This is a genomic window from Marinomonas spartinae (assembly GCF_016461715.1).
GTDB lineage: Bacteria > Pseudomonadota > Gammaproteobacteria > Pseudomonadales > Marinomonadaceae > Marinomonas > Marinomonas spartinae_A.
Genome location: NZ_JAEMUI010000017.1, coordinates 16,512 through 30,722, shown reverse-complemented (window position 1 = coordinate 30,722; position 14,211 = coordinate 16,512). Strand labels below are relative to the sequence as shown.

Sequence of the window (14,211 nt, the reverse complement as noted above, 5' to 3'; positions counted from 1 at the left end):
TACGGCTATTGGCCTTGAGAAAGAGGCTTTATTGCAGAAGAATCAGCACGAAAAAAACGCCCCAAGAGGCGTTTTTTTAGTGCTTAACGATGTCTACTGCTGTTGCAAATACGCAGTAAGAAATGTATCAAAATCGACTTCGTCACTCTCTTCAATCTGTTTTTGTTCCATTAAAGAATTCGAGGCTTGCTTAGCGAAGCGTTGCGATAACTCATGGCTAATGGGGGTCTTTAACCAGCTTGATTGCTGTTGGTTCGCCAATGAGAGCATGGCAGACTGGTATCCCTTATGCTCTTCACATTGTTGAATCAGTTTTTGAGAGGGTAAGATCGATGGGGTGTTGAGCTTATTGAGCTGTACTTCAATGGCAGACGTATAGGCATTATTACCTGTGTTCTCGGCCAAGAAAGTCGCAACATGACGAAGCTCTTCCAATAGTGCACGGATTTTTTCTTTTAGCAAGACGGGGCCTTGTCCGAAATCAAACAGGTGCTCGGTATCTCTCCCATGCACAGCAATATCTTGCTGTGCAAGACGAAGGGCATGGCATTCTTCAGCGTTGAGCTGCTCGTCGTTGTTCAGCATGCAGTACAGTAAAAAGACATCAAGGAAATACAAGGTTGATGCCTGCATACCGATGCTAGAGCCGGGATCAATGTCCATAATGCGGACCTCAATGTACTCAACTCCTCTGGCCTGTAGTGCTGCGCTAGGGTGTTCACCTGGTTGTGTCACCCGTTTAGGACGAATGTCGCTGTAGTATTCGTTTTCGATCTGTAGCAAGTTGCTATTGAGCTGCTTATATGCTCCCGCTACTTTCACGCCGATCTCTTCGTAACGCTTGTAGGGGGTTTTTAGGGCTGTTTTGATGGTGCTAATGTAAGCGCTGACTTCGTTATAACACACATATAGATCTGCCTGTGCTTTGTTTTGGTAGCCCAGATCGCTCATACGAAGGGAAGTCGCCTTAGGACCCACCCAAGTGTGTTGATCTAATGGAGACAAGGTGTTGGGTTTACTTGGCAAGAAACTGGTATCGATAGCCGATGAAGCGCCAAATAACCAAGAAAGAATCCAAGAGTTACGTCGGAAATTACGGATAAGGGTGAAATATTGTTCAGACTGGAAGTTCTGCCGTTGCTCTGGTGTTAAGTCTGCTTTGCCTTTGTAGTGTTCCAAGAAACGCCAAAACGCCTTATCAAAGGAGAAGTTGTAATGCATACCGGCGATGCATTGCATGATGCGACCATAGCGATTAGATAGCCCTTCTCGATAAATGCGTTTGAGTTTGCCCGTATTGGACTCGCCAAAATAGGCGATGGGAACATCCTCATTGCCGTCTAAATAACAGGGCATGCTGGCAGGCCAAAGGCACTCGTTATGTTTGTTGAGCTCGTGGTTAACAACGTGATGAATGTCTTCTAGTTCGCTAATGACGCCCTCGACACTCGGATGAACTTGCGTAATAAATTCCATTAACGCTTCAGAATAATCGGTCGTAATGGAAGCGTGAGTCAGGGCTGAGCCTAACGCCACAGGATGTGGATTATGAGAAATTCGCCCCGATGAACGGTCAACACGGAGGGCTTCTCTTTCGACTCCGCGATGAAATGTCAGAGCTGAAGAGTCTGCCTGCTGGCAGTGTTTCGCCAGCTCATTAAGGGCATTGTTTAGGGTGGTCAAGCAGTCTTCCTTTTAATCATTCGGCAAGCCGTGTCTATTGTTGACAGAGCTAGGGACCTTCCCTAGTGTCTGGTTTTTTAAGGATTGTACTCGGCACTGCACATTGACGGCAAGTGACGCGCTTTTTCTACTCTAAAATTGCAGAATCACTCCTCACTCTGATGCTAGAGGTTCTGACGTGAGCGCTGTAAACTTAGTCCCATGTTGAGATTAAATATCGCTAAGCAAAACACCATGAATACAGTAAGGTTGAAGCAGGTTCTTTATTGGGGGACGTTGTTACTTCTTATTGTGCTCGCCTTAACCTGGGGGCTGGATCGTATCCTGCCACAACAGTCTTATATGGCCGTGGTTCAGTGCAGCCAAAACATGAAAACCTGTACTGCTCCGCTGAATGGCGTCGATAAATCCGCTACCTTGGTGTTTGATAATGGTATTCATGCTAATAAACCCATGCAGGTGTCTTTTAAGTTGCCTAAAGCCTTGGCGGATAACGTGGATTCGATTCAGCTTACACTGCAAGGCAAGGATCATTATATGGGGGTCAGCTCCATGGAATTGACCCAGCGACCTGTTCAAAACCAATGGCGAGCTAACATATTGTTACCAGTGTCGGATAACAATACCATCACTTGGCAGTTAGAGGTCACGATGACGCAAGATGATGGTCATCATCGGTCTGTGTTGTTTGAGTTTGCTGTGCCTCCCAAGGAGGATAAACAAGTTGCTAACTCAGGTACCTTGGCACCCCAAAGTTACTCTCTACACTAGACTCAATTTCTAGAGTAGATGGTAAAAAGATTAGATAATAAAAAGGGCAGCCTGATTAAAGTAGAGGATGCCCTTTTTATTTCATGTATTGCTTAGGAAGGTGTGAGTTCGAACTTTCCTAAGGTCATGCTTGGAAATGGATCATATACGTTGGTTAAGACATGCGCATTTCTATTCCTGCCGCCATCATACGTTCTTTCGCTTCTTGAATGCTGTATTCAGCGAAGTGAAAGATGCTAGCAGCCAGTACGGCATCCGCTTTGCCTTCAATCACTCCATCGACAAGATGATCCAGATTGCCAACGCCGCCAGAAGCAATGACGGGCACATGCACCGCTTCACTGATCGCTCGCGTTAAGCCTAGGTCGAAACCGTTTTTAGTGCCGTCGCGATCCATACTGGTTAGTAGTATTTCGCCTGCGCCGTATGCGACCATTTTTTTCGCCCACTCAACCGCATCCAACCCGGTTGGCTTGCGACCGCCGTGAGTAAAGATCTCCCACTTATCGGGTTCCCCTTTGTCGCTAACTTTCTTCGCGTCAATGGCAACTACAATGCATTGAGAGCCAAAACGCTGTGCTGCTTCACGGACAAATTCTGGATTAAAAACAGCGGCTGTATTGATGCCGACTTTGTCTGCGCCAGCGTTTAACATGCGGCGAATGTCTTCGCAGGTACGGATGCCGCCGCCAACGGTGAGTGGAATAAACACCTGGCTGGCAATAGCTTCGACCATATGAACCGTGGTTTCTCGGTCATCGGAACTTGCGGTGATGTCCAAAAACGTAATTTCGTCTGCGCCTTGTTCATTATAACGTTTGGCGACTTCGACTGGGTCGCCTGCATCGCGAATATCCAGGAACTGAACACCCTTTACAACACGGCCATTGTCTACATCAAGACAGGGAATAATTCGTTTTGCTAAGCCCATAGTTGGCTCCTAATCTTTAAGTCACAGTACCTTTCAATCAAAGTGATGGTTTGCCATCCCAGTTAAGGAAGTTTTTATACAGTTGCAAACCGTCTTTATGGCTTTTTTCTGGGTGGAACTGGACGGCAAATACATTATCGCGGGCTAAGGCGACACAAAACTCTAAACCATAATCGCAGGTGCCTGCTATTTCGTCTTTATTTTCAGGCACTACGTAGAAGCTATGCACGAAGTAAAAACGGGCTTGGTCAGGAATGTTTTCCCATAAAGGATGCTTGATTGTTTGCTTAACTTGGTTCCAACCCATATGGGGCACTTTTAGTTTGCTGCCATCATGGTCTTTATGTTGGCTGCCAAAAAACAGTGCGTTGCCCTTAAAATGATCGAGGCACGCTACGCCGTCATTTTCTTCACTGTGAGACATGAGAGACTGAATGCCCACACAAATGGCTAAAAAAGGCTTCTCCTCCATGGCTTTTCGGATACTTGGAACAAGGCCTGTGCGATGCATTTCCCCAATGCAATCACGAATCGCCCCAACACCTGGCAAGAGGACTCGATCCGCAGAATCAATGATTTGAGGGTCGCTGGTTACGACAACCTCGGTGTGTTCATCCGCCACATGCTCAAGGGCTTTGGCGACTGAGTGTAAATTTCCCATGCCATAATCGATGACTACGACAACGGATTTTTTTACAACATTTTTTCTATCGCTCTTTACATTCGTCATAAAAGCTTCCTACAAACAGCCCTTTGTCGACGGCATTTGGTCTGCCATTCGTTCGTCCACTTCTAATGCCATGCGTAGGGCGCGTCCAAAGGCTTTAAAAAGGGTTTCCGCTTGGTGGTGAGTGTTTTTGCCACGAAGATTGTCTAGGTGTAGCGTCACTTTTGCGTGATTAACAAAGCCATGGAAAAACTCGGAAAAAAGATCCACATCAAAGCCGCCAACGGAAGCGCGGGTAAAAGGCACATGCATTTCCAAGCCGGGACGCCCCGAAAAGTCGATGACCACGCGAGATAAAGCTTCATCCAAGGGAACGTAAGCATGGCCATAGCGTTTGATACCTTTTTTGTCGCCAATGGCTTTATCAAAGGCTTGTCCCATGGTAATACCAAGATCTTCCACTGTATGGTGGGCGTCAATGTGTAAGTCACCAACAGCATGAATATCTAGGTCAATCAGACCGTGACGGGCAACTTGATCCAACATATGGTCAAGAAAAGGGACGCCTGTTTCACAGTTGAATTTTCCGGTACCGTCTAGATTAATAGACACTTTGATTTGTGTTTCGAGCGTATTACGCTCGACGCTGGCGATCCGATCGGACATTGAAGCTTCTCCACAGTGAGTTGCTATGATTTGACATCATGTTATAAAAATTAGGCTTGTATTATAGAGTCTGGCGTCGTTGGCTTCTATCCCTTGCTTTGCCCTTTTTGATGACTTGTTGCTATTAAGTTGATAAAGGGCTCATCGGGGAATTTGATAAAGGAGCTATTGAAGGAGATAAAGTGTCTTATCGAGTGTTATGATGGCGAGCATTAGATTGGCTTAGCTTATTTATGACAGTTAACTTAATAAGTTGCAGTCGAAGAGGATTTAAGGAGTGTGGCATGGTGTGGGTAAAAAGGTTAGCGATCTTAGTCGGTGTTCTCTTGGTGTTGATGGTCGCTCTGGTGGCCTATGTCATGATCTTTGTGAATCCCAATGACTTTAAGAAAGAGATTCAAAAGGTAGCGTTGGAAAAAGCCGACGTGCGTTTGCGCATGGATGGCGACATTCATTGGTCTTTTTTTCCCCATTTTGGACTCTCATTAAGCCATATTGGCGTGGCGTTGGGGAAAGACCCTGAGATTTTACAGTTCGATCGAGCTGAATTCGGGCTAGCGGTATTGCCTTTGTTAAAACGCAACATTGACGTGGATACAGTAGAGTTGGTGAATTTAAAAGCCAATCTATCAGTGGATAAACAAGGCCATGCTAATTGGCAGCGCAATGTGGTTGAGGCGAAGGTAAAAGGACAAAATAAGGCCCAGTCTACCAATTCTAATGCCCCTCAATCTGGCCAAGCAAGTTCCAGCAATCAAGCTGATTATGCGACTTCAGCAAGTGATCCGTTTAAACGTGCTTTGCCAAACCTGCATTTAGACAAACTGATCATAAAAAATGCCGATATCACTTACACCAATGCAGTGAATAAGCAAAAAGTAAACGCCGTTATGAATGTGGAGTTGAGCGATGTTCAGTGGAATAAGGCGTGGCCATTAGCGATGAACCTGATGATCAAGCAAAGCGACTTGCAAGGAAAGCACCCCATTAATGCTGAGGTAAAACTGGATGCTGACCTGACGGTTTTTCCTGAGCGTGAAGCATTCTCTTTAAATAATGTTGACCTTTCAACCACCACGTCAGGAGATAGGCTGCCGACGAGTCCATTCAAGGCCAGCTTGCAAGCTTCTCAAGTAGATATGGATGTGCCCCAAGAAACCTTATCGGCGCAAGGTTTGGAATTGAAAACACTAGGAATGACGGCGACGGCAAGCGTACAGGCTTTTCAAGTGTTAAGTGATCCCGAATTTAATGGCAAGCTTGCTATTGCCCCCTTTAATCCCCGAGAGGTGATGAAAAAACTCAATATAACGCTGCCAAATATGGCTGATAGCAGTGCTTTGACCAAGGCTCAAGTGGCTATTACCTTACATGGAGACAAAGACACCCTCCTAGTTCAGCCGATGTCTTTGCTCTTGGATGGCAGTAAGATTAACGCCAGTGCGGGCGTGGATTTATCACCATTGCGTTGGGATATTAACATCGCAGGGGAAGGGTTGGATTTAGACCGCTACTTACCTCCTGAAACGGTACCTTCTGAGCAAGCCGCTGCAAAAAACTCTACTCAGTCATCAATGGCAGCCAATAATGAGGTGGCAAATAGTTCGACAACGTCAACGAAGAACCAAGCGCCTCAAACCGATGTCGCCGCGTCTAGCAAAGAGCTGATTCCAGTGGCGTTGATTCGTTCATTAGAAGGGCATTTAGGCGTTTCCTTGAAGCATGTCATCTTCAAAAAAATGCAGCTCGATAAGGTTGCTCTGGACGCAACGGTGGGGAACGGTGTTGTACGGGTATCACCGGCTCTAATCCATTTATATCAAGGACAAGCAGAAGTGAAAGCCACTCTTGATGTGCGCGGTAATACACCTAAAATGACGCTGGTACCAAAAGTGTCCGGTGTGCAAATTCAGCCGTTATTTCATGATTATATGAAGATGGATAAATTGCGCGGCGCCACGTTTGTAGAGGGTGAACTGTCCGCTCAAGGTAATCGCCTAGGGGATTTGATGTCCTCTTTACAGGGAGATTTATTGGTTCATATTAAAAAAGGTGCGCTAGTGGGGATGAACCTCACTCGAACCGTGTGTAAAGGCATTGCCGCCGTTCGCAAAGAGTCGATTAATTACAAAGACTTTGGGGACGATACACCCTTCGAAAACATGACTTTTCCAGCACATATTGTTAATGGGCAAATTTCAACGCCGGGCTTAGTCCTAACATCAGCAGGGATTCAGGTAACAGGAGACGGTATCATTTCTTTACCGAAGCAATCATTGGATTATCAAGCCAATGTAGCGCTCAGTGGTAGCCATCTTGATCATGCCTGTCGAGTGAATGACAAAATCACTAAACTGGCATTTCCTATTGTGTGTAAGGGGCAGTTTTCGGATGATCCTGCTAGTTTATGTCGCCCTGATTTGAAGAAGTTTGGGGCTTTATTTGCGGATTTAGCGAAACAAGAATTAAAGGATAAAGTGGCAGCTGAGAAAGAAAAGTTGAAAGACAAGCTTAAAGCAAAACGTCAGGAAGAAGAGGAAAAGCTTAGAGATAAGCTAAAAGATAAACTAAAGAGTTTATTTTAATGTGAATAAGTTGATGGGGCAGGGGGCACTTCAGTGACCTTTTCCCCATACGCTGTTCAGTGTATGTCACAGAACAAGACAATCGTGAGACAGTAATGCAACCAGTTGAAAATTTTGCGCCTCGTGTACTAGCGTGGTTTGATAAACACGGGCGTAAAAACCTACCTTGGCAAGAGAACAAAACCCCCTATCGTGTTTGGATTTCTGAGATCATGTTGCAACAAACGCAAGTGACCACAGTCATTCCTTATTATCAGAAGTTTATGGCGGCTTTTCCAACGGTTGAAGCGCTGGCTAAGGCGAATCAGGAAGAGGTGCTTGCCCATTGGAGTGGTTTGGGCTATTACGCCCGCGCAAGGAATATGCATAAGACCGCTAAGATCTTAGTGGACGAGTGGGATTCGCAGTTCCCTGATTCTGTTGAAGGGGTCTGTGAATTACCTGGTATAGGGCGCTCTACTGCCTCGGCGATTTTATCGATTTCTCGTGGTGTGCAGGCCGCCATTTTAGATGGTAATGTGAAGCGCGTGCTGGCACGGTTTCATGCGGTTCCAATATGGCCGGGTGAGAGGAAAACGGAAGAAGCCATGTGGGAATTGGCGGAGCATTATATGCCGAGCGAACGCTGTGGTGATTATACTCAAGCTATGATGGATCTCGGTGCAACCTTATGTACCCGCTCTAAGCCCCAGTGTTTGTTGTGCCCACTTGAAACCGATTGTCTAGCCCGCCAAACCCAGGATCCTACACAGTTTCCGGTTCGTAAGCCCAAAAAAGCACTTAAGCCAGAAAAGCGTTTGCAGTTCTTAGTGATATCGAATGACGACAATCAAGTATTGCTGGAAAAACGTCCCCAAACAGGGATTTGGGGCGGGTTGTGGAGTTTGCCTGAGCTGGCCTGCGACGAAAGTGTGGTCATGCATGTTGAACAGCGTTTTCAAACCCAGATTCATGATGTCTCTTCCCTGACGGCTTTTCGGCACACCTTTAGTCATTATCACTTGGATATCGAACCAAGTTATGTTCGCATTGGTGAGCTAAACGCCGTGATGGAAGAGGGGAAGTATCAGTGGTTTGCTCTCGATGATGTGATGACCTTGGGCTTACCTGCTCCAGTACGTACGTTATTAAATGAGGTTGTCTCTATTGAATGCAATAGCCTCCCGTGAAACGCTTGAATTCTATGCCCACAACACCATTAATGGTTGATATAGATTCATGGTCGTCATAGACCACATAGATTGAACCCACTGGACAGCGAGCAAATCATGTCAAATACCGTATTCTGCAAAAAATACCAAAAAGAGATGGAGGCGCTGGATCGTGCGCCACTACCTGGGGCTCGAGGCCAAGAGATTCTGTCAACAGTATCGAAACAAGCATGGCAAGACTGGCAAGTACTGCAAACCATGATGATCAATGAAAAGCAGTTAAACTTAATGAAGCCTGATGCTCGTAAATACATTATGGAGCAGATGGACAAATTTTTTAACAATGAACCCGTTGATAAAGTCGCTGGGTATGTAAGCCCCGACGATATTAAAGAGCTATAACCTCCCTCCCAGCCTCCCCCTTGGTAAGATGGGAGGAGTCTTTTACTGAGGCATTTCCAGTCCCCTCCCTTTATTTAAGGGGAGGGTTAGGGAGGGGTCTAAGAAATTCAAGCGTTGATATAGAAAGAGATAGTAAGAAATAGCCTTAAGGCACTACTGCGTTAAAAAACTGCCAAATAGCACGCTTTTCACTGGCTCTTTTCCGGTCTCTTCTTTCAGAATTTTATTTAAGTCCTGAGTCGCTTCAATACGTGTTTTTTCTCTTTCCTGTGCGCCAGTCACTTGGTCGCCAGTTCTCGAGCTTAAAAACATCACAAGAGCATCTTTGACCAGCGGCATATTCTCCTCAATTAACGCTTTATCTGCCGCATCCGTTTGCAGTGTAATACTGGTTTTGATGTACCTAAGTCTTGCTGTATCGCTTTCAAAGTTAACGACAAATTCTGGTCTGATTTCGATGTAAACAGGGGGCGTTTTTCCTGAGGCGTCCTCAGCATGGGCCGTTACCGTCAGCAGGCTGAATAAAAAAATGGGGAGAGTGAAAAGGCGAATAAGGACTAAGGGAGCCGTTCTGAACATAGTGATGTCTCGTATTTATTGCAATAGACAGTATACTAACTGCGATTAAATGTGTATGTCAGTAGTAATTTGGAACTTTTCTCGTTTGTTTATGTCCATTTCTGCTCAATGTAACTCTATGGAATATAAGGAATCTCTATGCTCTTGTCTATGATTAAGAGAATGTCGTCTCGTCGCTTCCATGGCATGGTTGGTTTGGCGGCATTTGCTTTATTAGGTGTGGCTTTTTATATGGAATATCAAATGGGGCTTGAGCCATGCCCGTTATGTATGTTGCAGCGCATTGTTTTCTTCTTTATTGGTCTAGTATCGATTTTTTCAGCGTTAACGGCGAATGAGAAACGTCGACAGTGGTTTTCTATCACTGTGGTGGTTTTATCAATAATGGGGGCGGCACTGTCCATCCGCCATTTGTATTTGCAACATCTTCCAGTGGATGATTTGCCAGCTTGTATGCCAGGGTTAAGTTATATGATCAGTGCGTTTCCATGGCAAAGCGTCGCGCGAGCAATGATTATGGGAACTGGCGATTGTGGTGAAGTGGTATGGACTTTCCTTGGTATTAGTATTCCCGGTTGGACCTTGGTCATGTTTGTTTTAATGGCCGTCGTTAATGTTTGGATTGCTTTTCGTTCAGGAAAAACAAGACGTTAAATATAAATGATTGGGCAATTTGGGGTTAGTTGCTTGGTAATGGTGTTTTCACTTACTCACCTAGCCCCATTGAAACGTTACAAATTACCCTTTGTCCCGCTCTTGCAGGGGGTATCGCTTCGGAATATGCTCTTATTTAACTGAGTATGAAGAGACTGGATTTATAATTAAGCAAGGCGTGTTTTTACTATCGTCGTGTAGATGGAGATATTCTATGTTAGAGAGATGTAAAACGGCACAAGAGCGCTGGGGTGGTGTCCATGACATTATTGATCGTTGGCTAAAGCAGAGACAGCATTTAATCGAGACTTGGGTAGAGTTGCGCGATCTTGAAGAATACACCCAAATGGATACGCCGAAAATTCAACACCTATGTGAACTGCTGGTGGATTATGTATCTGTGGGGCACTTTAATGTATATGAGCAGCTGGCTCTGGAGGCTCAAGAGTTTAAAGACGACTCAGCTTTGAAGCTGCTTAATGAATTGATGCCTGAAATCGATGAAAGCACAGAAGTAGCACTTGAGTTTAATGATAAGTATGACACTCAAAAACACGTCAGTGCACAACTGGAAGCGCTTCCATGTTCTATGAAAACCCTTGCAGTGGTGATGGCGGAACGTTTTCAGTTAGAAGATAGATTAATTGAGGAGCTTCATGAGGCCCACAGCGAAAAAAGCGCGTAATCTTTCTCTGTTTATCATCAGCGCTTTTGTGTTGTCAGCTTGTTCCGAAAAAGCGCCAATAAGAGTTGAAGAGTTTGCTGTTCAAGGACTTTACTCTGCCGCGCTGAGTGAAGATGGTAGTGCCGCAGTGGTTGGCTCAATTGAGCATGGTGGGAGCTATTGGCGAACAGCTCTTAACGATAGGCGCTATAATTGGAATCATGCGAAAGGTGAGTATACGTCCATTATTAGTGCCGACATTGACCCGACGGGTGAATTTGCCGCGACAGGATCTGCTCGGACCTTGGTGTTATGGCGTACTTCAGATGGTCACTCCGTCGGTTTTTGGGACACCCCGGGTAATATTCAGTCGTTAAAATTGACAGATAATGGCGATTTCGCTCTTGTTGGTTTGGATGATCAAACGGCACGTTATTTTGATGTGAAAAATGGTGGCATAAAACAGACATTTCGTACTGGCGCCATAGTTCGAGCCGTAGATGTGTCACCTGATGGACGTCTGGCTCTCACCGGGGATGATAAATACCACGTTACCTTGTGGAACGTCCGGACGGGTAAAAAGAAGTTTGAGTGGACGTTAAGTAATCAAATTGCGGCGGTGGCCTTATCTGATGACGGTAAATACGCCTTCGGTTCTGCCCAGCTAGGAACCGCTAAAGTGTGGTCAACACAAACGGGCAAAGTTGTCACCACGGTCTATACAGGATCTTTGAAGGCACGTAAAAGAACCATTAGTAGTGCGGTATTTTCTAGAAACGATCAACAGCTTTTAATTGGTGGTGTTGACAGTCGAGTGTCTCTAGTTGAAATACCGACGGGGCAAGTGCTTAAAGAGTGGGATCTTCACCTAAGAGATACCTTGCAACCTACTGGGGCCAGCGTGCTTGCCCTGTCTTTTTCAAATGGTAGCCGTTATTTTGCCATTGGCAGCAATGGTTTTCTAAATGTATTGGAATAATTCATGTCTCAAGTTTCTTCTTTTCCGGCTAAATTAGCCTGTTTTGCGGCTACACAAGGTTTTTTGTCTGTTGTCGCTGGGGCATTTGGAGCCCATGCCCTGACTAAAATGGTAAATGAAAGAGCCTTATCTTGGTGGCATACGGGGAGCCAATATTTAATGTATCATGCGCTAGCGTCTCTTATTGTTGCTGCTTTGTTTTCCTATATTCCTTCCGCTAGAAAAATCATCGTATGCTTTCTCATCGGTAATGTATTTTTTGCGGGTAGCCTGTATGTGATGACCCTCACCGGTGTACTTTGGTTAGGAGCGATTACACCTATTGGTGGTGTCTTATATTTGCTTGCTTGGTTTCTTTTAGCAAAAAACTTATGGCAAGGTCAGTTTAAGGTCAATTGATTACTGAAAATAGTCATTTAGGTAGGGGACAAAAAATAGTCTTTTCGGTAGTATAGCCGACCATTATATTAGTGAATCGATGAACGACCATTCACTTGATGCCATTCATTTAATTGATAAGAGATAATGCAAGACACTATGATAGACAAGCAGGAGCCTATTAAGAAACGCACCATTCGCAGTTTTGTTGTGCGAGGTGGTCGGATGACCGAAGGCCAACAGAAAAACTACGATGCTAATTGGGCATTTTACGGCCTAGAAATAGAGAATGGCCGAATTGATTATCAAGAAGTGTTTGGTCGTCAGTCCGATGTGGTCATTGAAGTCGGTTTTGGAATGGGCGCTTCTCTTGCCGAAATGGCGAAAAATGCCCCTGAGAAAGATTTTATCGGTATTGAAGTGCATCCCCCCGGTGTAGCAAAACTTATGATGCTGGCAAAAGAAGTGGGTATCACGAATTTACGGGTCTATTGTGATGACGCCATCGAAGTGATGGCGAATTGTCTGCCGGAAAAGGCAGCCAGTGGTTTTCAATTATTCTTTCCTGATCCTTGGCATAAAAAGAAACATAACAAACGTCGCATTGTTCAGCCTTTATTTGCACAACAAGTGGCAAATGTTTTAAAAATAGATGGCTATTTTCATATGGCAACAGACTGGCAGCCCTATGCCGAGCATATGATGGAGGTTATGGAAGCGCAGACCATCTATGAAAATGCCGCTAGTAAGGGGCAATATTATCCGCGACCAGAATCACGTCCATTGACTAAATTTGAACAGCGTGGCGAAAAGCTAGGTCACGGTGTCTGGGATTTGATTTATAAAAAAATTACTCTATAGTTCGTATTATTTGCTTGTTGTAGTTGAGCCTTTTTTTGTGCCGCTATCTCGCTATTATTAATTGTTATTGACATAAGAAAAGGAAACATTGTGGAGCAACCCCGCCAATTGCAGGAGTCGTCTTTACCTAGAAAGACCTTTCAGCAAGATGATGAAATAGATCTAAAAGAATTATTAATTGCCCTTTGGAAGGGAAAGTGGACCATAATCATAGCGACAATTATCTGTGCTCTTGGGGCTGTAACCTATGCTTTGTTAGCAAAGCAGGTATGGACAACAGAGGCGATCGTTACCATCCCGCAAATCAGTGACTTTTCTAATTATCGTAAGGTGGTAGGGGATTTACAGCCAGCTTTTGATATTTACCAAGAAGATGGTACCGTGTTAGTGAGTAACAAGCTAGATCAGTTTGTTTTACCTGCTACTCTGTTTGATATTTTTATACAGCAGTTTGAGTTGCGGGCGAATAAGAAAGCCTATATTTCAACTGTGTCAGACTTTAAAGAAGCGCTAAATAAGCTGACTTTAGAGAACCAGGATGATAAGAAGCAATTACAAGATAGCCAAGCAGCATTATATGATAAATGGTACCAAAAGCTGTCGGCACTGACACTTAAATCGGGTAATCAAGAAGTTGAATCATTTACATTAAAAGGTGAGCAAAATACTTCTGATAAAAGTCTTGAATTTTTAAATGGCTATATTGACTACGTGGCTGATATAGCGCGACGTGTTGCGCTGGCCAATATTCAATCTGTATTGCAGGCCAAACAAAGTGAATTGGAGCAGCAGCAGTCGCTGATGCATGATCAGGCAATGGCAAAATTAATCAATGAGCGTCAGCGAGCTCAGTATGCATTAGACATTGCAAGAACTGCAGGTATAAATAAACCGCAACAGAATTTGGGCAATGGCGATATGTTTCCGATTAATATTGGAGCAAACGCGCTAGCTGCCAAAGTTAAAGTATTGGATGCGCTAGGGCAGAAGCAATTAACGATTATTGAGCCTCGTTTACAGCAAATTCAAGCTAAGCTGGCGCTGCTTGCTGCTAGTAAAATAGATAACAATCTTGCATTTTCTACCTATCAGTTTGTTGAAAATCCTGAAGCGCCGTTAAGCAGAACTTCACCAAAACGACCATTGATTGTTATTTTAGGGGTGCTGTTAGGTGGTATGTTGGGTTGTGCAATAGTGCTTGTTAGGCATGCTTTTAGAGAAAAATAGAAATATCACTGTT

At 44.6% G+C, this 14,211-nt stretch carries 15 protein-coding genes; 10 read left to right on the top strand and 5 right to left on the bottom strand.

Annotated elements, in window-relative coordinates:
- Window positions 1–93: 93 nt before the first annotated feature.
- The gene (gene gshA / locus JHD45_RS15455; protein WP_199477414.1) at window positions 94–1,683 is read right to left on the bottom strand and encodes a glutamate--cysteine ligase; all 1,590 of its coding nucleotides are present in this window, start codon (window positions 1,681–1,683) and stop codon (window positions 94–96) included.
- Window positions 1,684–1,917: 234 nt separating this feature from the next.
- Between gshA and JHD45_RS15450 the strand changes: the two genes are divergently transcribed.
- Complete coding sequence (locus tag JHD45_RS15450) at window positions 1,918–2,454, top strand: hypothetical protein (RefSeq protein WP_199477413.1); 537 nt, start codon at window positions 1,918–1,920, stop codon at window positions 2,452–2,454.
- A gap of 154 nt (window positions 2,455–2,608) precedes the next feature.
- Here the strand turns inward: JHD45_RS15450 and hisF are convergent, their stop codons facing one another.
- From hisF to hisB, 3 genes are read right to left on the bottom strand one after another with little or no spacing between them, the layout of a single operon-like run.
- Window positions 2,609–3,385 (bottom strand): imidazole glycerol phosphate synthase subunit HisF, encoded by a 777-nt coding sequence (hisF, locus tag JHD45_RS15445; RefSeq protein WP_199477412.1) that lies wholly within the window; start codon window positions 3,383–3,385, stop codon window positions 2,609–2,611.
- 37 nt (window positions 3,386–3,422) lie between these two features.
- Window positions 3,423–4,115 carry an imidazole glycerol phosphate synthase subunit HisH gene (gene hisH, locus JHD45_RS15440; protein WP_199477411.1) on the bottom strand — a complete coding sequence of 231 codons (693 nt, stop codon included), beginning with the start codon at window positions 4,113–4,115 and terminating at the stop codon, window positions 3,423–3,425.
- Between the two features lie 9 nt (window positions 4,116–4,124).
- The gene (hisB, locus tag JHD45_RS15435; RefSeq protein ID WP_199477410.1) at window positions 4,125–4,718 is read right to left on the bottom strand and encodes an imidazoleglycerol-phosphate dehydratase HisB; all 594 of its coding nucleotides are present in this window, start codon (window positions 4,716–4,718) and stop codon (window positions 4,125–4,127) included.
- Window positions 4,719–5,002: 284 nt separating this feature from the next.
- Here hisB and JHD45_RS15430 point away from each other — a divergent pair, with 284 nt between their 5' ends.
- The 3 genes from JHD45_RS15430 to JHD45_RS15420 all read left to right on the top strand — a co-directional run bounded on the left by JHD45_RS15430 (window position 5,003) and on the right by JHD45_RS15420 (window position 8,856).
- Window positions 5,003–7,303, top strand: coding sequence for an AsmA family protein (locus JHD45_RS15430; protein WP_199477409.1), 2,301 nt, complete (start codon window positions 5,003–5,005; stop codon window positions 7,301–7,303).
- A 95-nt stretch (window positions 7,304–7,398) separates the two neighbouring features.
- Complete coding sequence (gene mutY, locus JHD45_RS15425; RefSeq protein WP_199477408.1) at window positions 7,399–8,472, top strand: A/G-specific adenine glycosylase; 1,074 nt, start codon at window positions 7,399–7,401, stop codon at window positions 8,470–8,472.
- A gap of 99 nt (window positions 8,473–8,571) precedes the next feature.
- The gene (locus JHD45_RS15420; RefSeq protein ID WP_199477407.1) at window positions 8,572–8,856 is read left to right on the top strand and encodes an oxidative damage protection protein; all 285 of its coding nucleotides are present in this window, start codon (window positions 8,572–8,574) and stop codon (window positions 8,854–8,856) included.
- Between the two features lie 153 nt (window positions 8,857–9,009).
- Here the strand turns inward: JHD45_RS15420 and JHD45_RS15415 are convergent, their stop codons facing one another.
- On the bottom strand, window positions 9,010–9,435 hold the full coding sequence (locus tag JHD45_RS15415) for a flagellar basal body-associated FliL family protein (RefSeq protein WP_199477406.1): 426 nt from the start codon (window positions 9,433–9,435) through the stop codon (window positions 9,010–9,012).
- Window positions 9,436–9,573: 138 nt separating this feature from the next.
- On the opposite strand from JHD45_RS15415, the gene JHD45_RS15410 reads away from it, so the two are divergent.
- The 6 genes from JHD45_RS15410 to JHD45_RS15385 all read left to right on the top strand — a co-directional run bounded on the left by JHD45_RS15410 (window position 9,574) and on the right by JHD45_RS15385 (window position 14,198).
- Window positions 9,574–10,089, top strand: a complete 516-nt coding sequence (locus tag JHD45_RS15410; protein WP_233407871.1) for a disulfide bond formation protein B — start codon at window positions 9,574–9,576, stop codon at window positions 10,087–10,089.
- A 214-nt stretch (window positions 10,090–10,303) separates the two neighbouring features.
- Window positions 10,304–10,774, top strand: a complete 471-nt coding sequence (gene rsd, locus JHD45_RS15405; RefSeq protein WP_199477405.1) for a sigma D regulator — start codon at window positions 10,304–10,306, stop codon at window positions 10,772–10,774.
- Window positions 10,746–11,732 carry a WD40 repeat domain-containing protein gene (locus JHD45_RS15400; RefSeq protein WP_199477404.1) on the top strand — a complete coding sequence of 329 codons (987 nt, stop codon included), beginning with the start codon at window positions 10,746–10,748 and terminating at the stop codon, window positions 11,730–11,732. The genes rsd and JHD45_RS15400 overlap by 29 nt, the downstream gene beginning before the upstream one ends.
- A gap of 3 nt (window positions 11,733–11,735) precedes the next feature.
- On the top strand, window positions 11,736–12,131 hold the full coding sequence (locus tag JHD45_RS15395; protein WP_199477403.1) for a DUF423 domain-containing protein: 396 nt from the start codon (window positions 11,736–11,738) through the stop codon (window positions 12,129–12,131).
- Window positions 12,132–12,257: 126 nt separating this feature from the next.
- Window positions 12,258–12,971, top strand: a complete 714-nt coding sequence (trmB, locus tag JHD45_RS15390) for a tRNA (guanosine(46)-N7)-methyltransferase TrmB (protein ID WP_233407870.1) — start codon at window positions 12,258–12,260, stop codon at window positions 12,969–12,971.
- 90 nt (window positions 12,972–13,061) lie between these two features.
- A complete protein-coding gene (locus JHD45_RS15385; protein ID WP_199477402.1) occupies window positions 13,062–14,198 on the top strand; it encodes a Wzz/FepE/Etk N-terminal domain-containing protein in 1,137 nt (378 codons plus the stop codon).
- The last annotated feature ends 13 nt before the right edge of the window (window positions 14,199–14,211 follow it).